General features: G+C 70.9%; 23 protein-coding genes. 12 read left to right on the top strand and 11 right to left on the bottom strand.

Annotated features, from left to right (window positions below; genetic code table 11):
• Positions 1 to 18: 18 nt before the first annotated feature.
• The gene (locus ACWDRB_RS58270) at positions 19 to 1,818 is read right to left on the bottom strand and encodes an alkyl/aryl-sulfatase (protein ID WP_355204087.1); all 1,800 of its coding nucleotides are present in this window, start codon (positions 1,816 to 1,818) and stop codon (positions 19 to 21) included.
• Between the two features lie 146 nt (positions 1,819 to 1,964).
• Between ACWDRB_RS58270 and ACWDRB_RS58265 the strand changes: the two genes are divergently transcribed.
• The 3 genes from ACWDRB_RS58265 (at position 1,965) to ACWDRB_RS58255 (ending at position 4,400) form a co-directional block, all read left to right on the top strand.
• A complete protein-coding gene (locus ACWDRB_RS58265; RefSeq protein ID WP_449910038.1) occupies positions 1,965 to 2,594 on the top strand; it encodes an HAD family hydrolase in 630 nt (209 codons plus the stop codon).
• A 58-nt stretch (positions 2,595 to 2,652) separates the two neighbouring features.
• Positions 2,653 to 3,591, top strand: coding sequence for a ribose-phosphate diphosphokinase (locus ACWDRB_RS58260; protein WP_449910036.1), 939 nt, complete (start codon positions 2,653 to 2,655; stop codon positions 3,589 to 3,591).
• Positions 3,592 to 3,671: 80 nt separating this feature from the next.
• Entirely contained in the window at positions 3,672 to 4,400 is a 729-nt protein-coding gene (locus ACWDRB_RS58255; protein WP_449910034.1) for a nucleotidyltransferase domain-containing protein, read from the top strand.
• Here ACWDRB_RS58255 and ACWDRB_RS58250 read toward each other — a convergent pair.
• Complete coding sequence (locus ACWDRB_RS58250; RefSeq protein WP_350741902.1) at positions 4,381 to 4,941, bottom strand: TetR/AcrR family transcriptional regulator; 561 nt, start codon at positions 4,939 to 4,941, stop codon at positions 4,381 to 4,383. The genes ACWDRB_RS58255 and ACWDRB_RS58250 overlap by 20 nt on opposite strands.
• Positions 4,942 to 5,023: 82 nt before the next feature.
• On the opposite strand from ACWDRB_RS58250, the gene ACWDRB_RS58245 reads away from it, so the two are divergent.
• The 3 genes from ACWDRB_RS58245 to ACWDRB_RS58235 are packed head-to-tail and all read left to right on the top strand — an operon-like array spanning position 5,024 to position 6,622.
• Positions 5,024 to 5,653, top strand: coding sequence for an FMN-dependent NADH-azoreductase (locus ACWDRB_RS58245; protein WP_397369097.1), 630 nt, complete (start codon positions 5,024 to 5,026; stop codon positions 5,651 to 5,653).
• Positions 5,650 to 5,964 carry a DMT family transporter gene (locus tag ACWDRB_RS58240; RefSeq protein ID WP_350741898.1) on the top strand — a complete coding sequence of 105 codons (315 nt, stop codon included), beginning with the start codon at positions 5,650 to 5,652 and terminating at the stop codon, positions 5,962 to 5,964. The genes ACWDRB_RS58245 and ACWDRB_RS58240 overlap by 4 nt, the downstream gene beginning before the upstream one ends.
• Before the next feature lie 19 nt (positions 5,965 to 5,983).
• A complete protein-coding gene (locus tag ACWDRB_RS58235; RefSeq protein ID WP_449910031.1) occupies positions 5,984 to 6,622 on the top strand; it encodes a maleylpyruvate isomerase N-terminal domain-containing protein in 639 nt (212 codons plus the stop codon).
• 8 nt (positions 6,623 to 6,630) lie between these two features.
• Here ACWDRB_RS58235 and ACWDRB_RS58230 read toward each other — a convergent pair whose 3' ends face one another.
• A complete protein-coding gene (locus tag ACWDRB_RS58230) occupies positions 6,631 to 7,197 on the bottom strand; it encodes a TetR/AcrR family transcriptional regulator (protein WP_449910029.1) in 567 nt (188 codons plus the stop codon).
• Between the two features lie 73 nt (positions 7,198 to 7,270).
• Here ACWDRB_RS58230 and ACWDRB_RS58225 point away from each other — a divergent pair, with 73 nt between their 5' ends.
• Both ACWDRB_RS58225 and ACWDRB_RS58220 read left to right on the top strand, forming a co-directional pair.
• Entirely contained in the window at positions 7,271 to 8,449 is a 1,179-nt protein-coding gene (locus ACWDRB_RS58225) for an FAD-dependent monooxygenase (protein WP_449910027.1), read from the top strand.
• A gap of 61 nt (positions 8,450 to 8,510) precedes the next feature.
• On the top strand, positions 8,511 to 9,335 hold the full coding sequence (locus ACWDRB_RS58220) for an NmrA family NAD(P)-binding protein (protein WP_449910025.1): 825 nt from the start codon (positions 8,511 to 8,513) through the stop codon (positions 9,333 to 9,335).
• Here ACWDRB_RS58220 and ACWDRB_RS58215 read toward each other — a convergent pair.
• Complete coding sequence (locus ACWDRB_RS58215; protein ID WP_449910024.1) at positions 9,296 to 10,372, bottom strand: alpha/beta hydrolase family protein; 1,077 nt, start codon at positions 10,370 to 10,372, stop codon at positions 9,296 to 9,298. The genes ACWDRB_RS58220 and ACWDRB_RS58215 overlap by 40 nt on opposite strands.
• 109 nt (positions 10,373 to 10,481) lie before the next feature.
• Here ACWDRB_RS58215 and ACWDRB_RS58210 point away from each other — a divergent pair, with 109 nt between their 5' ends.
• Positions 10,482 to 11,579: a sensor histidine kinase gene (locus ACWDRB_RS58210; RefSeq protein ID WP_449910022.1), complete on the top strand. Its 1,098-nt coding sequence runs from the start codon at positions 10,482 to 10,484 to the stop codon at positions 11,577 to 11,579.
• Positions 11,576 to 12,223, top strand: a complete 648-nt coding sequence (locus ACWDRB_RS58205; protein ID WP_449910020.1) for a response regulator — start codon at positions 11,576 to 11,578, stop codon at positions 12,221 to 12,223. The genes ACWDRB_RS58210 and ACWDRB_RS58205 overlap by 4 nt, the downstream gene beginning before the upstream one ends.
• Here ACWDRB_RS58205 and ACWDRB_RS58200 read toward each other — a convergent pair.
• The 6 genes from ACWDRB_RS58200 to ACWDRB_RS58175 all read right to left on the bottom strand — a co-directional run bounded on the left by ACWDRB_RS58200 (position 12,220) and on the right by ACWDRB_RS58175 (position 18,419).
• Positions 12,220 to 13,227 (bottom strand): ABC transporter ATP-binding protein, encoded by a 1,008-nt coding sequence (locus tag ACWDRB_RS58200; protein ID WP_397369089.1) that lies wholly within the window; start codon positions 13,225 to 13,227, stop codon positions 12,220 to 12,222. The genes ACWDRB_RS58205 and ACWDRB_RS58200 overlap by 4 nt on opposite strands.
• The gene (locus tag ACWDRB_RS58195) at positions 13,224 to 14,231 is read right to left on the bottom strand and encodes an ABC transporter ATP-binding protein (RefSeq protein WP_449910017.1); all 1,008 of its coding nucleotides are present in this window, start codon (positions 14,229 to 14,231) and stop codon (positions 13,224 to 13,226) included. The genes ACWDRB_RS58200 and ACWDRB_RS58195 overlap by 4 nt, the downstream gene beginning before the upstream one ends.
• A complete protein-coding gene (locus ACWDRB_RS58190) occupies positions 14,228 to 15,109 on the bottom strand; it encodes an ABC transporter permease (RefSeq protein ID WP_449910015.1) in 882 nt (293 codons plus the stop codon). Before ACWDRB_RS58190 ends, ACWDRB_RS58195 begins: the two co-directional genes overlap by 4 nt.
• Positions 15,106 to 16,158, bottom strand: a complete 1,053-nt coding sequence (locus ACWDRB_RS58185) for an ABC transporter permease (RefSeq protein WP_449910013.1) — start codon at positions 16,156 to 16,158, stop codon at positions 15,106 to 15,108. The genes ACWDRB_RS58190 and ACWDRB_RS58185 overlap by 4 nt, the downstream gene beginning before the upstream one ends.
• Positions 16,155 to 17,969 carry an ABC transporter substrate-binding protein gene (locus ACWDRB_RS58180; protein WP_449910011.1) on the bottom strand — a complete coding sequence of 605 codons (1,815 nt, stop codon included), beginning with the start codon at positions 17,967 to 17,969 and terminating at the stop codon, positions 16,155 to 16,157. Before ACWDRB_RS58180 ends, ACWDRB_RS58185 begins: the two co-directional genes overlap by 4 nt.
• A 186-nt stretch (positions 17,970 to 18,155) precedes the next feature.
• Positions 18,156 to 18,419 carry a copper ion binding protein gene (locus ACWDRB_RS58175; protein WP_397369085.1) on the bottom strand — a complete coding sequence of 88 codons (264 nt, stop codon included), beginning with the start codon at positions 18,417 to 18,419 and terminating at the stop codon, positions 18,156 to 18,158.
• 119 nt (positions 18,420 to 18,538) lie between these two features.
• Between ACWDRB_RS58175 and ACWDRB_RS58170 the strand changes: the two genes are divergently transcribed.
• Positions 18,539 to 19,084 carry a type 1 glutamine amidotransferase domain-containing protein gene (locus ACWDRB_RS58170; protein WP_449910010.1) on the top strand — a complete coding sequence of 182 codons (546 nt, stop codon included), beginning with the start codon at positions 18,539 to 18,541 and terminating at the stop codon, positions 19,082 to 19,084.
• On the opposite strand, the gene ACWDRB_RS58165 is transcribed toward ACWDRB_RS58170, so the two are convergent.
• Positions 19,062 to 19,646, bottom strand: coding sequence for a TetR/AcrR family transcriptional regulator (locus tag ACWDRB_RS58165; RefSeq protein ID WP_449910008.1), 585 nt, complete (start codon positions 19,644 to 19,646; stop codon positions 19,062 to 19,064). The genes ACWDRB_RS58170 and ACWDRB_RS58165 overlap by 23 nt on opposite strands.
• 99 nt (positions 19,647 to 19,745) lie before the next feature.
• On the opposite strand from ACWDRB_RS58165, the gene ACWDRB_RS58160 reads away from it, so the two are divergent.
• Complete coding sequence (locus tag ACWDRB_RS58160) at positions 19,746 to 20,660, top strand: zinc-binding dehydrogenase (RefSeq protein WP_449910006.1); 915 nt, start codon at positions 19,746 to 19,748, stop codon at positions 20,658 to 20,660.
• The last annotated feature ends 30 nt before the right edge of the window (positions 20,661 to 20,690 follow it).

Below are 20,690 nucleotides of genomic sequence, written 5' to 3'. Positions count from 1 at the left end.
CTGAGCGAGGGCAGAGGCTCAGGCCGTGACGATGGCGAAGTCGGGTGTCGCGTGGTCGAGCACGGCGACCAGCCGTTGCAGCGCCCCCGTGTCCCCCTCGCGCTCCACGCCCCCGACCCCCTTGCCCGCCAGCAGCCCCACGAGCTGGTCCTTCGTCAGCCGCAGCGTCAGGTCGGCGCTCTCGTCCGCGGGCTCCCGCTGCTGGATGAGCGCGCCGTTCGAGAGCGTCGTACGGTACCGCTCCCCCAGGTCGGTCAGGTACCAGTCGATCGACAGCCGCTCGTGCCAGGCGCGCGGCCCGTCCACGCGGATGGCGAGCGAGTCGAAGATCTGCTCCACGGACAGCGCGGCGAGCAGGTCGAGCGAGCCGGCGTCCACGGTGGCGGGCACGATGCCGTCGGACAGCTCCAGGGCTCCCATGAGGTAGAAGTTGCGCCACACGGCGTTCTCGGCGCCGTGGCCGAGCCGGGTGTAGACCTCGGCGAGCAGGTCGCGGGCCTCCTTGTTGCCCTCGTCGGCGAAGACGGCGTGGTTGAGCAGTTGGGCGGCGAAGCGCAGGTCGTTCTCGTCGATGTAGCGCCTGGCGAACGCGACCACGGCCGAGCCACCGCCCAGGCAGTCGACGTACCGGACGGCGCTCTCCCGCGGCGGGTGCTCCCACAGATGCGCCGGGTTCCCGTCGAACCATCCCAGGTAGCGCTGGTAGACGGCCTTGACGTTGTGGCTGACCGAGCCGTAGTAGCCGTGCGTGTGCCAGGCCTGCTCCAGCTCGGGCGGCATGTGCATGGCCTCGGCGATCTCGGGCCCGGTCAGGCCCTTGTTGAGCAGCCGCAGCGTCTGGTCGTGCAGGTACGCGTACATGTCCCGCTGCTGTTCGAGGAAGCGGACGATGCCGTCGCGGCCCCAGGTGGGCCAGTGGTGCGAGGCGAAGGCGACGTCGACCCGGTCGGCGAACAGCGTGACGGCCTCGTTCAGGTAGCGCGCCCAGGCGCGGGCGTCGCGGACCATGGCGCCGCGCAGGGTGATGACGTTGTGCTGGTTGTGCGTGGCGTTCTCGGCCAGGCACAGGACGCGGCGGTCGGGGAAGAGGAAGTTCATCTCGGCGGGGGCCTCGGTGCCGGGCGTGAGCTGGAAGAGCATCCGGATCCCGTCGACGGTCTCCTCCTGGCCGGTACGGGTGATGTCCGTCGTGGGCGGGATGAGCGAGACGGTGCCCGTCGAGTTGGTCATGCCGAGGCCGCAGCCGATCTGGCCCTCGGGCGAGCGGGGCAGGGCGGGGCCGTACATGTAGACGGCCCGGCGGGTCATGGCCGGGCCCGCGTAGACGTTCTCCGACACCGCGTGCTCCATGAACCCCTCCGGGGCCAGGATCGGCACGCCTCCCCCGGTGACGCCGCGTACGCCGCCGAAGTGGTCGACGTGCGAGTGCGTGTAGACCACGCCGGTGACCGGGCGGTCGCCGCGGTGCTCGCGGTAGAGCCGGAGCGCGGCGGCGGCGCACTCCGTGGAGATCAGCGGGTCGATCACGAGGACGCCGCGCTCGCCCTCGACCAGGGTCATGTTCGACAGGTCCAGGCCGCGTACCTGGTAGACGCCCTCGGCGACCTCGTACAGACCTTGCCTGGCGCACAGCTGGCCCTGCCGCCAGAGGCTGGGATGGGCCGTCGCCGGGCACTCCCCCTGGAGGAAGTCGTAGGAGTCGTTGTCCCAGATGACCCGGCCGTCGGCCGCTTGGATCACTGCCGGACTCAGCTTCGCGATGAAGCCGCGGTCGGCGTCCGCGAAGTCGTCCTTGTCGTGAAATGGAAGGTCTGCCATGTCTAGCCGAGTGCCCGGGAATCACTCCAGATAGCTCAATAAACACCCCTAATAGCATGAATCTAGGGCAATACGGACAGACCTGACCCGGCTCCTCGGCGCCGAGTGATTGGGCCGTGTGGTTGGCTGGTCGGGTGGAAGCGTGCGTGTTCGACCTCGATGGCGTGCTGGTGGACTCCGAGCCCGTGTGGGAGGAGGTGCGCCGGGCGTTCGTCGCCGAACACGGCGGCACCTGGCAGCCCGACACGCAGTCCAGGCTCATGGGCATGAGCACCGGGGAGTGGGCCGCGTACCTGCACTCGCTGGGGGTCTCGATGCCTCCCGACGAGATCGCGCGTGGTGTGGTGGACCAGATGGCCGCCCGCTACCGCGACGGGGTGCCGCTGATGCCCGGGGCGGTGGAGACGGTGCGGCGGCTGTCCGACGCCGTCACGCTGGGGCTGGCCAGCTCGTCCCCGCGCAGGCTGATCGACGTGGTGCTGGACGCGGCCGAGCTCGACGAGTGCTTCGCGGCCACGGTCTCGACCGAGGAGGTCGCCCGCGGCAAGCCGGCGCCCGACGGATACCTCGAGGCCGCCCGGCGGATCGGGGCGGACCCGCGCAAGTGCGTGGCGGTGGAGGATTCGAGCAACGGGCTGCGTTCGGCGCACGCGGCGGGCATGCGCGTGATCGCCGTGCCGCACCCGCACTACCCGCCCGCTCCCGACGCGCTGGCCCTGGCCTGGCGCGTCCTGCCCGGCCTCGACGAGCTGACCGCCGATCTGCTGCTCGTTTGACCGCACCCCCGGGTCGCTCACGCGAACGCCGAGGCCGGGTGGCTATGCTTACGGAATCGTGCGAGACATCACGGTTTTCTCTGGAAGCGCCCACCCTGAGCTGGCTGAAGAGATCTGCAGGCATCTGGGTACGCCACTCCACCCGGTGCGCATCGAGCGCTTCGCCAACGACGTCCTCGAAGTACAGCTCCAGGCCAACTGCCGTGAACGCGACGTGTTCCTCATCCAGCCGCTCGTGCCGCCCGTACAGGAGCATCTGGTCGAGCTGCTGCTGATGCTGGACGCGGCGCGGGGCGCGTCCGCGGCGCGGACCACTGTGGTCCTGCCGCATTACGCCTATGCCAGGTCGGACAAGAAAGACGCCCCGCGCATCTCGATCGGCGCGCGGCTGGTCGCCGACCTGATGGTGGCCGCGGGCGCCAGCCGCGTGCTGGCCATGACGCTGCACTCTCCGCAGGTGCACGGCTTCTTCAGCGTCCCCGTCGACCACCTGCACGCGCTGCGCGAGCTGGCCGCGCACTTCCGCCGGTACGACCTGTCGAACACGGTCGTCGTCTCCCCCGACCTCGGCAACGCCAAGGAGGCCGCCCACTTCGCCCGACTGCTCGGCACCGGCGTCGCCATGGGCGCCAAGCAGCGCTTCAGCGACGACCGCGTGGTGATCAGCTCCGTGATCGGCGACGTCACGGGCAAGGACGTGATCATCCTGGACGACGAGATCGCCAAGGGCAGCACGGTCATCGAGCTGCTCGACCGGCTGCGCGAGCGGGGGGCCCGCTCGGTGCGGGTGGCCTGCACGCACGGGCTGTTCGCGGGCGGGGCGGTGGAGCGGCTGAGCGCGCTGCCGGAGGTCGAGGAGATCGTCTGCACCAACACCGTGCCGTCGCCCAAGCCCAGCGACAAGCTCACCGTGCTGTCGATCGCGCCCGCGCTGGCCGAGGCCATGCGCCGCATCCACGACGGGGAGTCGGTGAGCGCGCTGTTCAACGCGTCGTGACGACCTGACCGGAGCCGCGCGGAACCGCTGTGATCTGCGCGGCTTTCCCACTCGGCGGTTTATCGATCATAGTGACCAGTATGCACGCGGCCACCGAACGACTGCTGAGCGACTTTCTCCGGGGCGTCGAACCGGCCGTGCCCTTGGTCGCCTTATGGGCACACGGTTCGCTCGCCACCGATGACTATCAGCCCGGCCGCAGCGATCTGGATCTGATCGCGGTCATCGACGCCCCGGTGACGATGGAGCAGTGGCGCCGGATCAAGGCCGTCCACCGGGCGCTCGACGGGCCGCTGGCCGCGCACCTGCACTGCTCGTACCTGGCCAGGGAAGAGCTGGCCGACCCCTCGGTCGAGCACGTGACCTGGGCGCACGAGCGCATCTTCCGCCGTCCCGTCAGCGCGGTCACCCGCCGCGAGCTGCACGAAGGGGCCCTGGAGCTGTACGGCCCGCCGCCCGCCGGGCTGCTGCCGCCGGTGTCGGACGAGGAGCTGACCGGCTTCGTACGCGGTGACCTGCGCGACTACTGGCTCGTCAAGACGCGGGCCCGGCGGCGCTGGCTGCGCGACATCTGGGTGGACCTGGGCCTGCTCACGGTCGCCCGGGCCACGGTCACGCTGCGGGAAGGGCGGATGATCAGCAAGCGGGAGGCCCTCGACGTGCTCGCCGAGCTCGGGGCGCCGGAGAACGTGGTGGCCGACATCCGGGCACGCAGGTACGGCACGGCGCGGCCGGTGCTGAGTCGGTTCAGGAGGGGGAGGCTGGCCCGCGCGTTCCTCAGGTCCGCCATCAGGAAGGCCCTGACCTGAGGGTCGCCGTGAGCTCGGCCAGCGCCCGCGTGATCTGCTCCGGGGTCAGGCCGAGCACCGAGCGCTGGTAGCCGTACACCTCGGGGGCCAGGGGCGCGAGCAGGACGTCCACCAGCGCGTCGGGATCCGGGGTGCGGGCCGCGACCAGGAGCGCGCGCACGTGCGCCCGCCAGAAGCCGTACGCGCCCGTCTCGAAGCGCGAGCGGCCCACCTCCGAGCCGAGGACCAGGTGCCGGTGGTCCTCCAGCAGGCGCACCATCGCGGCGTAGAAGGCGGCGAGCCGCTCGGCGGGCGGCGCTCCCGGGCCGAGCGGCGGGTCGCCGCGCAGCAGCCGTTCCTGCAGCGCCCGCTCGTGCTCGTCGAGGAGCGCGACGGCGATCGACGCCCGGTCGGGGTAGCGGCGGTAGAGCGTGCCCCGGCCCACCCCGGCCTTCTTGGCGATGTCGTCCATCGTCACGTCCTGCGGGAGCCGCTCCGCGAAGAGCTGCGCGGCCGCCTCCAGGATGCGCGCGCGGTTCCGCGCGGCGTCGGCTCTCTCCATGCGTCCGATTGTATGTGGACACGGCGTCCGGTTATATTGAAGTGGACAGCGTGTCCGCTTAGGGCCTTTCAAGGGAGAGATCATGTTGCTGCATCTGGACGCGAGCGCGCGCCGGGCGTCGTCGTTCTCGCGCAGGCTGTCCGCCGTGTACGCCGACACGTGGCGGGCCGCGCATCCCGATCGCGGGTACGCGTACCGGGACCTGGCCGCGCAGCCCGTGCCGCACATCGGCGAGGCGTGGACCGAGCTCTGCGACCACATCCTCGAACACGAGATCACCGACATTTCGCGCTATCGGGAGGCGGTGCGGACGCCTGCCCAGCGGCAGGCGTGGGCCGTCGTGGAGCCGCTGCTCGACGAGGTGGTGGCGGCCGAGGTGATCCTGATCGGCACGCCGATGTACAACTACTCGATCCCCTCCTCGCTCAAGGCCTGGCTCGACCAGATCACGTTCCCGAAGATGTCGCTCGAAGGCCGCTCGTTCGTCGTGACGAGCGCGCGGGGCGGCGCGTACGGGCCGGGCACGCCCCGCGAGCCCTACGACCACCAGGAGCGCTACCTGCGCGACTTCTTCAAGGGGCACTTCAGGGTCGAGGACGTGACGTTCATCCACGCGGAGCTGGTCAACGCGCGGCTCGACCCGGCCCTGGCGCACCTGCGCGACAGCCACGAGCAGTCCCTGGCGGCGGCGCTCAAGGAGGCGGCCCGGTGAACTGGATCGTCCTGTTCCTCGCCGGACTCGTCGAGGTGGCGTGGTCGCAGAGCATCAAACCGACGCAGAACTTCACCCGGCCGGTGCCCACGCTCGTGTCCCTCGTCCTGATGGCCGCCGCCGTCTGGCTGCTGTCCCAGGCGATGAACACGCTGCCCGTCGGCACCGCGTACGCCGTCTTCACGGGCATCGGCGCGGTCGGCGCGATCACCCTGGGCATCGCGCTCAACGGCGACCCCGTCTCGGTCGGCCGGATGGCGGCGCTCGGCCTGATTGTCGGAGGGATAGTCTTGGCGCGAGTTACCACCTAAACCAGGGGAAGGGCGGCAAATGGGGGAAATCAGGCAGTCCTATCTGGTGGCCGCGACGTCGGCAGTCTCGCTGCTGCGCGATCCCGCCGTGGCGGCGGCCTGGGACAAGCCGAGCGCGCTGACCGAGTTCAGCGTCGCGGGGCTGGCGGGGCACCTGGCCCACCAGCTCGTCCGCGCCCGTGACGTGCTCGCCCCCGACGGGGTGGCCGGCGAGCCGGTCGGGCTCCTGGAGCACTATTCGAGGTCGCCGTGGGTGCAGGCGGGGCTCGACCACGAGAGCAACGTGAGCGTCAGGCGCGGCGGCCAGGCCGCCGCCGCGGACGGGCCCGGGGCGCTGGTGGACCGGACGCAGGAGCTGCTCGACCTGCTGACCGCCGCCCTGCCCGCCGAACCCCACGACCGGGTCGTGGGCCTGCCGTGGACGGGGTGGTCGCTGCGGCTCGACGACTTCCTGCTCACGCGGCTCGTGGAGCTGGTCGTGCACTCGGACGACCTGGCGGCGAGCGTGGGGCTGGACACGCCGGAGCTGCCGTCCTCGATCATCGATCCCGTGGTCGAGCTCCTGGCCCGGCTGGCCGTCCACCGGCACGGGGCCACGGCGGTCATCCGCACGCTCAGCCGCACCGAACGCGCCCCCGCCACCATCAGCGCCTTCTGACCGTCTCGTCAGGAAGCGAATGAGCGCAGGGCCGTGACCACCTCGCGGCCCGACAGGGCGCCGTCCGGGTCGAGGAGCCACTGCGACAGGAAGCCCGTCAGCAGCGCCTGGTAGAGCGTCCCCGCCAGCCGCTCACGCTCCGGATCACCCCCCAGCTCCACCCCCTCGAACAGCTCGGCCAGCCCCAGCCGCGCCTCCCCGGTGGCCCGCACCAGTTGCTCGCGCACCTCCGGCAGGTGGTCGATCTGCCCCAGCAGCTCGAACTGCGTCAGCCACAGCGGCCGCAGGCGGGTGAACGACTCCACCACCCGATCCCAGGCCGTCTCGAACCGCTCCAGCGGCGTGGCATCCGGTTTGACGTCGGCCGTCAAGGTCTGCGCCAGGTCGTCTCCCCACTCCCGCATCGCCTCGAAGAGCGCCTCGTTCATCAGCGCCTCCTTCGACTTGAAGTGGTAGCCGATGCCCGCCAGGCTCACCCCGGACGCGTTGGCGATGTCGCGCGCCGTCGTACGCGAGTAGCCCTTCTCGATCAGGCATCGCTTGGCCCCGGCCAGCAGATCTTCCCTGTTTCCCATGCTCGCACCCTAGCACAAACGTCTGGAAAATTCGTCCTAGACAAACGTCTGAGACATATGTACCGTCAGGGCCATGACGAAGAGCATCCTCATCTCAGGCGCAAGCATCGCCGGCACCGCGACCGCGTACTGGCTCACGCGGCACGGCTTCGACGTGACCGTGGTCGAGCGGGCCCCCGCGATCCGCGAGGGCGGCTACAAGGTGGACATCCGGGGCGTGGCCCTCCAGGTCATCGAGCGCATGGGCCTCATGGAGGCGGTCCGCGCGGCGAGCACGGACATGCGGATCGCCACCCACTACGACGCCAGGGGCAGGAAGATCGCGACCATGGACGCCGACCTGTTCGGCGGGCGCACGGGCGACGACGCCGAGATCATGCGCGGCGACCTCAACGAGCTCCTGTACGACCTCACCCGCCGCGACGTCGAGTACGTCTTCGACGACTCCGTCACGGGCATCGCAGCGGACGGCACGGTGACGTTCGAGCGCTCGGCGCCCCGCAGGTTCGACCTGGTCGTCGGGGCCGACGGCGCGCACTCCAACACCAGGAGGATCGCCTTCGGCGAGGAGTCCCGGTACGCCCGCGACCTCGGCTACTACATCTCCATCTGCACCGTCCCCAACACCCTGGGCCTGGACCGCGAGGAGGCCGTGCACGTGGCCCCCGGCCGGACCGCGAACGTCTACAGCACCCGCCAGGACACCCGCGCCAAGGCGCTGTTCATGTGGTCGTCCGAGCCGCTGGCCTACGACCACCGCGACGTCGAGGGCCAGAAGGAGCTGCTGGTGAAGGCCATGGCGGGGGTCGGCTGGGAGGTGCCCACGCTGCTGGAGTCCGTACGCGACGCCAAGGACTTCTACTTCGACTCGGTCACCCAGATCCACATGGACCGCTGGTCCAAGGGGCGCGTCGTGCTGGTGGGCGACGCGGCGTACTGCGCCTCGCCGGCCGCCGGGCAGGGCACGAGCCTGGCGCTCGTGGGCGCGTACGTGCTGGCCGGCGAGTTGGCCGGCGGCGGCGGGACGGAGGGCTACGAGCGCGAGATGCGCGAGTTCGTCGAGGCGAACCAGGCGCTCGGGCCGGCCAACGTCAAGGGCATGGTGATCGGCTCGTCCGTGGCCGTCTGGCTCCAGACCAGGATGATCAGGCTGCTCCCGCACCTGCCCGGCCGCGACCGGATGATCGACAGGATCGCCGGCCCCATCCACCGCGCCGCGAACGCCATCTCGCTCAAGAATTATTCGGAATGAAGCGTTCCGTTCTGCTATAGTAAGAGCAGAACATTCCGTTCCGAAGAAAAAGGGGTTCGCCATGACCATCCTCGTCACCGGAGCCACCGGGACCGTCGGCCGTCTCGTCGTCGAGGAGCTCCTCGCGGCCGGGCAGCACGTACGCGCCCTGACCAGGAACCCCGCCAAGGCCGGACTCCCCGAGAGCGTCGAGGTCGTCGCCGGTGACCTCGCCCGGCCCGAGACGCTGAAGGACGCCTTCGAGGGCGTCACCGGCGCGCACTTCATCAACTTCGCGGGCGACGACTACGCGCCCCTGCCGGATGGCGCCGCGATCGTGGAGCTGGCCGTCAAGGCGGGCGTGCGGCGGGTCACCGTGCTGGGCGGCCGCGAGGACGGCCCGCTCGAGCAGGCGCTGGCCGCGACCGACCTGGAGTGGACGCTGCTGCACCCGGTCGAGTTCATGTCCAACACGCTGCGCTGGTGGGCGCAGACGGTGAAGACGGAAGGCGTCATCAAGGAGCCGTTCGGCGACCGGCTGAGCGCCCTCGTGCACGAGCGCGACATCGCCGCCGTGGCCGCGACGGTGCTGGTCGAGGGCGGCCACGGCGGCAGGACGTACGTGCTGACGGGTCCCGAGGCGATCACGCTCAGGCAGAAGGTCGAGATCCTGGGGACGACGATCGGCAGCCACGTCGAGTACGTCGAGCTGACCGTGGACGAGGCGCGGGTCAAGTGGGCCGCCGACGGGATGGGCGAGCAGACCATCGAGTTCCTCGTCCAGGCCCTGGGCAACACCCCGGAGGAGGGCTACACGGTGGTCCCGACCGTGCGCGAGATCACCGGCCGGGACGCGCGCGGCTTCGCTCAGTGGGCCTCGGAGAACGCCGACGCGTTCCGGGTGTGATCGGTGACCTCGGGATGGTCCTCGACCGGAGTCCGCTTACCGAGCAGGTGCAGGTCGAGGAAGCTGACCAGGTGAGCGCGGGTGATCCGCAGCGCCCGCGCGCCGTCCAGCTCCTGCGCGGGCAGACCGAGCGCCGGCCTGAGCACGGCGTAGTCGACGAACGCCGAGTGGTCGGTCCCCGCCACCGTGATCCAGCGCTTCCAGCCCTTCAGGTTGACCCAGGCCTTGTCCCAGGAGCCGTAGCCGGGGGCGTGTACCGGCGCCCCGACCAGCATGAACGGCCGGTCGAGCGGCTCGTCCAGCGCGAACGTGCCGTCCAGGTTGACGCCGGCCTTGATCCGGGTGTCGGCGAGCATGGTCTGGGCGGTGGCGTACCCGCCCATGGAGTGGCCGACCATGGCGATCCTCGACCGGTCGATCGCCTTGCCCCACCGGCCCTTGAGCAGTTCGCCGAGCACGAACCGCACGTCCTTGACCCGGCTCGCGGCCACCTTGACGTTGTCCTGGCCCTTCACGCAGGCCAGGCAGGTGGTGGTCCGGCCGTCGGGGAACGTGGTCGCGACCGACTCGTACGTGTGCTCCACCGCCGCCACCAGGTATCCCCTGCTCGCCAGCTCCTCGGCCAGCGAGGTCAGGGTGGCGCGCGGGAAGGAGAAGCCCGGCGACATGACGACCAGGGGCAGCCTGCCCCCTCTCACGGGGGCGTCGAGCCTGGCGTACGTCCTGGTCTTCGTGAGCGCGTCCGGGGAGACGCCCGGGAAGCCCTTCACGATGGCGGCCGACTCCTGGGGCGTCACGTACGGCGCGGGCCGCCCCACGGCCTTCCTGGCTGGGTACCAGAGCGAGACCATCAGCTCCCGCCGGGACGCCTCGGGGTTCCAGGGGTCGGGGCGGCTCGAATCCACGAGGTGCAGGCTGGTCGTGCCGACGGGCCGCGGCCCGGTCGGCTTCGGAAGGGCGAGGTCGGCCGCCTGCGCCGGAGCGGCTCCGGCGAGGACGGCCAAGGACATCGCGACTGTCGCGAGGGTTTTACGCATGGGCCCAGGCTGGTGCCGGAGGCCGCCGCCCGGGACGCCCCGATCGTCGATCGGCTCTTACTACTTTCGTCGTAATGCCCCTTTCCGGGTGGCCCATACGCTGTGAGGCATGCGGTTCGTGCTGCTCGGCGCCGGTGTGTTCGCGGCCTCGCTGCTCGTGGTGAGGGGGCAGATCGGGGTGCCGTCGAGCCTGCCGCTCCCGGTGCTCGCCGCGGTCGCCGCGGTCGCGGGCCTGGCCGCCTGGCAGGCGCGGCGGTCCTGGTGGCCGCTGGCCGCGGTGGGCGCCGTCGGCTACGTGTGGCTGGTGATGTGGCCGCCGCTGCTGGTGGCCTCCTACTTCGCGGGCCTGACCCTGAGCGGGCGCCGCCTGGCCGCCTACCTCGGCGGCTGCCTGGCCGTGTGCGGGGTCGCCGCGCTCGCGGGCGCGCGACGGAGCGGCCCGTACGAGCTGATGACCGCCACCACGGGCAACGCGCTGATCCTGGCGCTGGCCGTGATCGGGCTGCCGCTGGCACTCGGCCTCCTGGTGCGCACCCGCCGGGACGCGGCCAGGGAGCGTGCGGAACGCCGCGAGCACGAGCAGGTCATGCGGGCCGAGCAGGCCAGGGCACAGGAGCGGGCCAGGATCGCCAGGGAGATGCACGACGTGGTCGCGCACCGGGTCTCGCTCATGGTGCTGCACGCGGGGGCGCTGGAGATGCGGGCGTCCGACGAGGAGACCGAGCGGGCCGCCGCCCTGATCGGCGGGATCGGGCGCGAGGCCCTGGCGAACCTGCGCGACGTGCTCGGCGTCCTGCGCACGCCCGAGAACCTTCCGCGCCGGCCACCGCCCGCCCTGGGGGACCTCGACCGGCTGCTCGACCAGTCCCGTGCCCTGGGCATCGCGGTGACCAGGCACGACGAGGGCGAGGCGCGGCCGGTCGAGCCGACCGTGGAGCGGACGGCGTACCGGGTGGTCCAGGAGGCGCTGACCAACGTGCACAAGCACGCGGGCGACGCCGCCACGGACGTGCTCATCCGCTACGGGCCCGAGGAGCTGGAGGTGGAGGTGCGCAACGAGGCGCCCAAGCAGCCGCCCGGGGAGCTGCCCGGGGCGGGCTGGGGCCTGGTGGGCCTGCGGGAACGGGTGGAGCTGCTCGGCGGCACGCTGCGTACCAGCGCCCAGGACGGCGGCGGCTTCCTCGTGAGCGCCAGGATCCCGGCATGATCAGGGTGCTGGTCGTGGACGACGAGGAGCTCGTCCGTTCGGGGCTGCGGCTGATCCTGGAGGCGGCGGGCGACATCGCGGTCGCCGGCGAGGCCCGCGACGGCGCGGAGGCCGTCTCCGCCGTGCGGCGGCTGCGGCCCGAGGTCGTGCTGATGGACGTCCGCATGCCGGGCATGGACGGCCTGACCGCCGCCGCGCGGCTCCTGTCCGAGCCGGACGCACCCAAGTTGATCATGCTGACCACGTTCGACCTGGACGAGTACGTGCACGAGGCGCTACGCCTGGGCGCGGTCGGGTTCCTGCTCAAGGACACCCCGCCGAGAGAGCTGGCCGCCGCCGTCCGCACGGTCGCCGGCGGCCAGGCCATGCTCTCGCCCTCGGTCACCAAGCGCCTGATCGCGTCGTACGCCAACCGCGCCCCCTCCCGCGCCGAGGTGGCGCGCAGGCAGCTCGACCGGCTCACCGGGCGGGAGGAGGACGTGATCAGGGCCGTCGCCCGCGGCCTGTCCAACGCCGAGATCGGCCGCGAGCTACGCCTGACGGAGGCGACGGTGAAGGCGCACGTCAGCCGCGTGCTGGCCAAGCTGGGCCTGGCCAACCGCGTCCAGGCCGCCATCCTGGTCCACGACGCCGACCTGGGCTAAGCGTCGAGGGCGTCCGCGTAGTAGCAGGCCGCCTGGGCCTCGGGCACGGCCGGCAGGATGTCCAGCAGCTCCGAACGGCACCTGGCGTCCACCCCCGCCTCGGCCGCCTTCCCGGAGGCGAGCACCTGGCAGCGGGCGTGGAAGCGGCACCCGCCCGGGATCCGGGTCGGGTCCGGCGGCTCGCCGGTCAGCACCACCCGCTCGGGAGACTCCGGCAGCACCGACATCAGGGCCTGCGTGTACGGGTGCCGCGGCGCGGTCAGCACCTGCTCCACCGGCCCCGACTCGACGATCCGGCCCAGGTACATGACCGCCACCCGGTCGGCGATGTTCCAGGCCAGGCCCAGGTCGTGGGTGACGACCAGCGCCGACAGCCCCAGCTCGTCGCGCAACCGCAGCATCAGGGCCAGGATCTCGCCGCGTACGGAGGCGTCCAGCGAGGCCACCGGCTCGTCGGCGATCAGCACCTTCGGGTTCAGCGCCAGCGCCCCGGCGATCACCACGCGCTGCCGCTGCCCGCCGGACAGCTCGTGCGGGTATCGCAGGAAGAACCGGTCCGGCGGCCGAAGCCCAGCCCTGGACAGGGCCTCGGCCACGACCTCCCGCTCGTCCGGCAGGCCGTGGATGCGCGGCCCTTCGGCGACCGCCTCGTACACGGTGTGCCTGGGGTTGAGCGAGCCGGTCGGGTCCTGCAGGACGAGCTGCACCTGCCTGCGGTACGCCTTGAGCGCCCTGGAGCCGTAGTCCAGGGCGGCGCCGCCGTAGCGGACCTCGCCCGAGGTGGGGCGTTCGAGGCCGAGCAGCGTGCGCGCCAGCGTGGTCTTGCCGCAGCCCGACTCGCCGACCAGGGCCACGATCTCGCCCTCGCCGACGGCCAGGTTCACGCCGTCCACGGCCTTGGCGCGGCGGCCGCGCGAGGAGAACTCCACGCGCAGGTCGCGGGCCTCCAGCAGGCTCGGCCGGGCCGTCGAGACCGCCTCGGCGGTGGTCTGCGTCTCGGTCATGAGGCCCCCTCCTTCTCGCGTACGTGCACGCAAGCGGCGGTACGGCGCTCACCCGCGGGCCACAGCTCCACGTCCAGCGTGGCGCATTCGTCCAGCGCGACCGGGCAGCGCGGGTGGAACGAGCAGCCGCCCGGGAGCTGCATCGGGTCGGGCGGGTCGCCTCCGAGGCCCTTCGGGGCCAGCCGCGAGGCCGGGTCACCTACCGTGGGGAACGCCGCCGCCAGCGCCCGGCTGTAGGGGTGCTTGGCGTCGTGGAACACCTCGGCGGACGGCCCGTACTCGACGACGCGGCCCGCGTACATGACCGCGAGCTGCCCGCACACGTCCGCCAGCACCGACAGGTCGTGCGAGATCATGATCAGCGAGATGCCGTGCTCGGCGACCAGCTCCTTGATCAGCGTCAGGACCTGTGCCTGCACCATCACGTCGAGCGCGGTGGTCGGCTCGTCGGCGATGATCAGCCGGGGCGAGCAGGCCAGCGCCATCGCGATCATCACGCGCTGCCGCTGCCCACCGGACAGCTCGTGCGGGTAGCTGCGGGCCCGCCAGGTGGGCAGGCCGACCTGTTCGAGCAGCTCGGCCACGCGCTTGCGGGCGGCCTCCGGCTTGGCCAGGCCGTGGACGAGCAGCGGCTCGGCGATCTGGTCGCCGATCCTGCGCACCGGGTTGAGCCCGTGTTGTGCGCCCTGGAACACGATCGAGGCCTCGGCCCACCGTACGGCGCGCATGCGGCCCCACTTCATGGTGAGCACGTCCTCGCCGTCGAGCAGGATCCGGCCACCGACGCGCGCGTCGCGGGGCAGGAGCCGCATCAGCGCCATGGCCAACGTCGATTTGCCGGATCCCGACTCGCCGGCGACTCCGAGTGCCGCCCCGGAGTCGAGCGTCAGCGACACACCGCGCACGGCGGGCACCTCGCCCGAGGCGATGCGGTACGTCACCGACACGTCGTCGAGTTCAAGCAAGCTGCTGTGTTTGATCGTTCTCTCGCTTCGCTCGCTCACGCCGCCCTCCTGAGCCGCGGGTTCAGCACGGCCTCCAGCGACCGCCCGACGAGGGTGAACGCCATGACGACGGCCAGGATGGCGAGACCGGGGATGAGGATGTACCACCACGCGCCCTGCGTGGCCGCGCCGTAGTCGTAGGAGGAGCGCAGCATGGTCCCCCATGACGTCTTGTTCGCGCTGGCGCCCAGGAAGGCCAGCGTGGACTCGGTGACGATCGCGCTGGCCACCTCCAGCGTGGTGCTGGCCAGCAGCAGCGGCGCCACGTTGGGGAGCACGTGCCGGGTGGTGATGTGCCAGTGCCCGCCGCCGAGCGCCTTCGACCGCTCGATGTACGGCCGGGCTTCCACAGCGAGCGTCTGCGCTCTGATCAGGCGGGCGGTCGACGGCCAGGAGGTGACCGCGATCGCCATGATCACCGTGAACGTGGTGCCGCCCAGGATGGCCGCCAGCACCAGCGCGGTCACCAGCGAGGGCAGCACCAGGAACCAGTCCGTGACCCGCATGAGCGTGCCGCCGGCCCAACCGCGGAAGTGCCCCGCGGCGATGCCGATGACCGTGCCGATCACGATGCTGAGCAGGGCGGCCAGGAAGCCGATGAGCAGCGACGTGCGCGAGCCCCACCAGATCATCAGCAGGATCGAGCGGCCGGACTCGTCGGTCCCGAAGGGGAAGTCGAGGCTCGGCGCGGCGAACTTGCCCCCGGTGGCATCGACGACGCTGGTCACGCCCTCGTCGATGAACAGCGGCGCGATCAGTGCGAACACCACGGCGATGAGCAGGACCACCATCCCGGCGAGGCCTGCTCGGTGAGTGCGGAACTCGGCCCAGAACCGGCTCAGGACGAGCCGTCTGCGGGCCGCGGCGACGCTGGTCATGCCGACCTCACTCTCGGGTCGAGCATGTGATAGACCACGTCGGCCAGCGTGTTCATGAGGATCACGGCCACGGTGATCAGCAGGAACGTCCCTTGCATGAGCGTGAAGTCAGGCACCTTGATCGCGCGGTAGAACAGCTGCCCCAGTCCGGGCCAGGTGTAGATCGTCTCCACGGTGACCGCGCCGCCGACCACGAAGCCGATGCGCATGAACACCAGCGTCACCGTGGGCAGCAGCGCGTTGGGCACCGCGTGGCGCCGCCGGACCTCGTCGTCCCGGAGTCCCTTGGCCCTGGCCACGGTCACGTAGTCCTGGCTGACCTCCTCCAGCAGCGACGAGCGCATGATCAGCAGGTACTGGGCGTAGACCACGCCCACCAGGGTCAGGCACGGCAGGACCATGTGCGAGGCCACGTCCAGCACGTACGCGAAGCCGTCGGGCGCGTCCACGCTCTCGATGCCCCTGAACGGGAAGAGGCCGGGAATGGGCCCGATGCCGACGCCGAGCACCATCATCAGCAGCAGTCCCAGCCAGAACGTGGGCACCGACCAGAGCACCAGCGACACGCTGGTGGAGAAGCGGTCGAACTTGGTGCCCGGCCGCCATCCGGACCGCGTGCCCTGCCAGATCCCGAGGCTGACGGCGATGACCAGACCCGTGCCCGCGAGGAGCAGCGTCGGGCCGATGCGCTCGCCGATCAGGTCCAGGACCGGGCGCTTGTACTCGTAGGACGTGCCCAGGTCGAGCTTGAGCGTGTTGCCCACGAAGTCGAAGAACTGCTGGAGCACCGGCTTGTCCAGGCCGAGCCGGTGGCGTTCGAGGTTGAGCTGGTCCGGCGTCATGTTGCGGCCCTGCGCCAGGTTGCGCACCGGGTCGCCGGGCAGCAGCCGGAACACGAAGAATGTCCCGACGATCACCATGGCGATGCTGAACAGCGCCCCACCGGCCTTGGACAGCGCGTACTGCAGCGTGCCGCGGCGGGTGGAGCGCTCATCACCAGGGCCCGCCGCCTGGACGGCGGGCTCTGCTGCTTCTAGCGGAGTGGTCATTCGCGCTCGTCTGCGACGCTCTTACGCCGCCTGCTCAGGAAGAAGCCGGCCAGTCCGATGACCACGACGCCGCCCACGATGCCGGCGATGAGGCCGGTGTTGGAGCCGCCGCCGCCGCTGGCGCCGCTCGCCGCCGCGGCCTTGACGTCCACGGTGTAGAACGGCCAGTAGCCGCTGCCGCCGTACAGGAGGCCCTTGTCCTCGGGGATCGGGGTGATGCTGGTGACCCGGTCCTTGCGGTAGCCCTCAAGGTCGTTCGGGTAGTAGATCGCGATGACCGGGGCCTCGGTGTAGAGCCGCTCCTCCATCTTCTTGATGGTCTCGGCGCGCTTGGGCCGGTCGAGCTCCTTCAGCTGCTCCTGGTAGAGCTTCTCGAAGGTCTCGTCGCAGAAGAACGACTCGGTGCCGCCGCCCTCGCCGCCCGGGGCCGGCCTGCGGCTGCACAGGTGCGTGGCCAGGACCTCCTCGGGGTCGGGGTTGACCGACCAGCCGCTGATCGCGATGTCGAACAGAGCGGTGACGCCCGTCTCCTCGGAGAACTTGCTGGAGTCGACCTTCTTGGTGGTCAGCGTGATGCCGATCTCCTTGAAGAAGCCCGTCAGGTACTCGGCGAGCTTGTCCTCGACCGGGGTGTCGGTGTGGATGCTGAAGCGGAACTCCAGCTTGCGCTTGCCGTCGGGCATCGTGCGGATGCCGTCGGAGCCCTTCTTGTAGCCGGCGTCGTCGAGGATCTTGTTGGCCTTGGCGGGGTCGTAGCTGACCTTCTCGTCGCCCGTGGCCTCCCAGAAGAAGTCCTTGAACATCGGCGGCACGATCGAGCCGTCGGCGGGCTTGGCCAGGCCGTTCTGGACCTCGTCGACCAGCTTCTGCTTGTCGATGGCGTAGTGCAGCGCCTGGCGGACCTTGACGTCCTTCAGGGCCGGGTGACCGTCACCGACGGGCTTGTTGTCGGTGGTGGTGGCGCCGTGGTTGATCTGCAGGTACGCCGCGCGGCGGCCCTGGGTGTTCCAGGCCTCGATGTTCGCGTCGTTCTGGATGGCCTCGAACTCGGCCGGGGACATGCGGCCGAGCAGGTCGATGTCGCCGTTCTTGAGACCGGCGACGGCGGCCTGCGGGTTGTCGTAGAAGATGACCTGCAGCTCGTCGATCTTGGGCTTGCCCCGCCAGTAGTTGGGGTTGGCCTGCAGCTTGACGTACTGGTCCTTCTTGTGCTCGATCGCGATGTACGGGCCGCTGGTGACGGCCGGGTACTTCTCGGCGTCGTAGTTGGCCATGTCGGTGACCGACTCCCAGACATGCTTGGGCATGATCGGGATCGGGTTGTCCAGCATGGACGCCTGCGGCGACTTGAGCTTGATCGTCAGGTCCTGGCCGCTGGCGGTGACGCTCTCGAAGTTCTCGACCGCCGGGCCGTTGGCCGTCTTGGCGGCCTCGTCCGTCATGATCTTGTTGAACGTCCAGGCCGCGTCATCGGCCGTGACCGGCTTGCCGTCCGACCACTTGGCCGCACGGATCTTGAACGTCCACGTGAGCCCGTCGGGCGTGGTGGTCCACGACTCGGCCAGGTCCGGGCTGGGCTGCAGCGTCTTGGAGTCGGGCACCGTGAGGAAGCCGTACATCCAGCGGTGGATCGAGGTCGAGACCAGGCGGACCGCCAGGAACGGGTTCATCGAGTCCATCGACTGGGTGGCCCCGACGCGCAGTACCTTCTTCCCCGCCGCCGGCTCCTGGGCATGGGCGGCTGTCGCGCCCTGACCCGCCACTAACAGCGCGACACCCAGCGCTGCCAGGCGCGCGATCCATTTCCTCATATGTGCCTCACCTTCAGGCGGGGGTTTTCCTGTGTAGAAGAAGGCACACCATAGAGAGTCCGCGTGTCAACGCGCTGCGGAAAATTGTTTCATTCTCGTTTCCTTTTGCGGTGTAAATTTTCAGTCCCCTTGGGACTGCCGTGATGCGGCACCCCCAAGGGGACGATGAGGCATCCTACGGGGCGATCAGTGGCAGCCGCCGGAGCCGCAGCACGAACCCCCCGCCTGCGGCAGGAGCTCGATCGCCCCCGCAAGCTCGTAGCCGGCCTCCACCACCGCCGCGTCGATCAGCACGCGGTCGATCGGCGCCTCGCTCGTGACGGTCACGGCCTTGGCCGCCAGGTCCACCTGGACCCCGCTCACGCCCGCGACCTTGCCGACCTCCTCGGTCACGGCGCTCACGCAGTGACCGCAGGTCATGCCCTCAACCTGGTACGTCGTGACGGTCATGCCTCGCTCCTCCACTCCTTGATCCTTGGCCGTCACTATACCCCCTTGGGGTAAAGGTGCATACTACGGCCGCGCCCGGAAAGGGGAGAGGGAAGCACTCAACCCGAGGGGGAGATCACATGTTGGACGGCAAGACCATCGCGTTCCTCGTCGCTCCCGAGGGAGTGGAGCAGGTGGAGCTCACGGAGCCGTGGAAGGCGGTCAAGCAGGCGGGCGGCACGCCCAGGCTCGTCTCCACCAAGCGGGGCCAGATCCAGGCGTTCCACCACCTGGACAAGGGCGACCGGTTCGCCGTGGACGACACGGTGGAGGACGCCGACCCGGCCTCGTTCGACGGTCTCGTGCTCCCTGGAGGCGTCGCGAACCCCGACTACCTGCGGATGGACCCGCGGGCCGTCCGGTTCGCCCGCGCCTTCTTCGACCTGGGCAAGCCCGTGGCCGCCATCTGCCACGCGCCCTGGACGCTGATCGAGGCGGACGTCGTGCGCGGCCGTACGATCACGTCCTGGCCGAGCCTGCGGACCGACCTGCGCAACGCGGGGGCGACGTGGGCGGACCAGGAGGTCGTGATCTGCACGTCAGGGCCCAACACCCTGGTCAGCAGCCGCAAGCCGGACGACCTCAAGGCCTTCTGCCAGGCCGCTACCGACGCGTTCGCGAAGTAGCCGCGCCTTCGAGCAGGGCCTCGGCCAGGCCCCTGACCGCGGACTTGAGCCGCGCCACCCCGCCGTCCGCCATGACGTGCCGGGCCAGATCGGCGTCGAAGGAGCCCAGCAGCGCGTGGGCGGCGAACTCCGCGTCCAGGCCGCCTTCCGGCCGGGCCGCGGCGATCAGGGCCGTCACGTGCGCGTGCCAGCGCAGGTAGGTCGGATCGCGGTACTTGTCCTCGGCGCAGGCCCGCTCGTGCGCGGCGAAGAGCGCCAGGTTGCGCTCGGCCAGCTCGCACAGCTCGTCCAGGAAGGCCGTCAGCCGGTCCTCGGGCGGCGTGCCGGGCCCGAGCGCGGAACCGGGCGTCTCGATGTCCAGCGCCAGCGCGGCGGCCCGCTCGGCGAGCAGCTCCTGGAAAAGCCCGGTACGGCTGCCGAAGCGCCGGAACAGCGTGCCCTTGCCGACCCCCGCCGCCGCGGCCACCCGGTCGAGGGAGATGTGCTCGGCGCCGTGGGCGGCGAGCAGCTCCTCCGTGGCCCGCAGGATCGCCTCCCGATTACGGGTCGCGTCTGACCGCACCGGCCTTACCTCCTCTTGCAAGCGGACCGTCGGTCCTCATACTATCCCTGCCATCGAAGCGGACCGACAGTCCGTATCCTGACAGCGGGGAGAATGAGCATGCGTGCGTTGGTCGCGGGCCCGGGAGCCGAGGGACGCTTCGCGGAGGTGCCGGAACCCGAGCCGGGGCCCGGGCAGGCGCTCGTCGAGGTCCGTCACGCGTCCGTCAACTTCAGCGACCTGCGGCACATGGGCCGCCTGCCGGAGGGCACCGTGCTCGGCTACGACGCCGCCGGAGTCGTCCTGCGCGCCGCCGAGGACGGCACGGGACCGCGCGAGGGGGCGCGGGTGGCGGCGTTCGGGGCGGGCGCGTGGGCCGAGCGGGCGGCGTTCGACACCGGCTCGCTCGCGGTGGTCCCCGACGGGGTGGACCTGGTACGGGCCGCCGCGCTCCCGATGGCCGGCCTCACGGCGCTGCGTTCGCTGCGGGCCGCCGGACCCGCGCCGGGCTCGCGCGTCCTGGTGACCGGGGCGTCGGGGGCCGTGGGACGGCTGGCCGTACAACTGGCCGGGCGCGCCGGCGCCCACGTCATCGCCTCCGTCAGCAGACCGGAACGCGCCGAGCGACTGGCGGCCGGCCTCGGAGCTCCCGTCGACATCGTGGTGGGCCTGGGCGGGGTCGAGCCGGTCGACGTCGTGATCGAGACGGTCGGCGGCCCGGCGCTCGTCGCCGCCTGGGCCCTGCTGAAGCCGGGCGGCAACCTCCAGAGCGTCGGCTGGGCCTCCGGGCAGCCCGCCGTCTTCCCTCCGAACTCGACCTTCTCCCTGGGCCGGGCCAGGTCGCTCAACTCCTTCGGCGACGTGACGGCCCCCGCCGACGACCTCGCCCACCTGCTCGCCCTCGTGGCCGCGGACGACATCTCCCTCGAAATCGGCCTGGCCGGCTCGTGGGAGGACCTGGACGACGCGAAGGCCGCCCAGCTCGGCGGTTCCCTCACCGGGAAGATCGTCCTGGCGGTTGGCCGAACGCCCTGACGGGCCCGAAACCCACCTGTAACGCCTTGT

The sequence above is a fragment of the Nonomuraea sp. NPDC003707 genome (assembly GCF_053587055.1).
This window is presented reverse-complemented; position numbering and strand designations above follow the sequence as displayed.